Raw genomic sequence first — 1,147 nt, 5'->3', positions numbered from 1 at the left:
TTGCAGTCGCAGTTCATCATTGACGCTGACAGGTTCGCCATCGGCCAGGCAGGTTCAGTACCGTTCGCGGTCCAGGGTGGGCAGACCTTTATCAAGGCCGCGTTCATCCAGGACGGCACAATAACAAACGCCAAGATCGGCAACTACATCCAGTCGAACAACTATGACCCAGGCAAGACGGGTTGGAAGTTATTCTTCGACGGGACGTTTGAAATGAACGGCGTTGTTCCTGGGCAGGGCAGAGCAACGATGACTAATCGCTCGTTGCGATTTTGGGACAACGGCAATATCAAGCGCGTCCAAATCGGAGACTTGAGCGAATGAGTTTCGGTCTGAGAATATGGTCTTCATCTGGCGTGCTGGAATTCGATACGGGCACTTCAACTTATAGGGTTGCTCTGTCCGTACTTGTTTCATATGCGGGCGAGGGTAGATCCACAAAAACGTTTTCGGTGCCTGGATGCAGTCCTAGCAATTCAGTATGTTTCATGCTGCCAATCAACAATAACAATGACGACAGCCTATCAACTAATAGGCAGTTGGAGTGTGAGATGGGAAATGGAGTAGTTTCTGTAAGAAACTTTCTAGGTCAGAGGCCGAATGATTCTATTTCCCTGGCGACGATGCGTTTAATAGTTATGAGGTGGGCTTGATGAGTTATGGTCTAGAGGTGGTTAATGACGCTGGATCCGTCTCTCTTGATTCCGAATATGCGAGGCTGTGTGTTTTCCACAAAGGCACGTATACAGCGGGCGCTTCCATTGTATTTGCTTCAGCTATTGACACGCCGGAGCCTCCTCTTATCTTTATTCGGCCTCAAAGTAACGGGTCGTTCATTCAGCTAGGGGTTCTGCTGGCTGGATCACCCGGCGCATGGACAGGGTGTAGTATCACATCGGGGCAGGCTCACTCAGGCGCTATTTTTGTTGCGGCGTTTTCATCGAAGCCAACCGCATCTTATGGGTTGAGACTGTGGGCAGCTGATGGCAAGCAAATATTCGATTCTGGTACTCAGGCGGCAGTTTTTACCAGAGTTGTGCAGAACTGGACATATACCCACTCGACTACCAGCGGTCAAGGTATCGGGACGAATTGGTATTCGGTGGCGCTGAGCTATGAGCTAGGCGATTACTTAATGATAAATAAT

General features: G+C 49.6%; 2 protein-coding genes. Both read left to right on the top strand.

What is annotated here, in order from left to right:
- Positions 1–324, top strand: a 324-nt coding sequence (locus tag P353_RS27330; RefSeq protein WP_157839661.1) for a phage tail tip fiber protein, incomplete at its 5' end; no start/stop codon positions are given.
- Positions 325–652: 328 nt separating this feature from the next.
- A partial coding sequence (locus tag P353_RS30130) for a hypothetical protein (protein ID WP_232776960.1) occupies positions 653–1,147 on the top strand: 495 nt, incomplete at its 3' end.

It is taken from the genome of Comamonas testosteroni, assembly GCF_000761245.1.
Classification (GTDB): domain Bacteria; phylum Pseudomonadota; class Gammaproteobacteria; order Burkholderiales; family Burkholderiaceae_C; genus Comamonas; species Comamonas testosteroni_C.
This window is presented reverse-complemented; position numbering and strand designations above follow the sequence as displayed.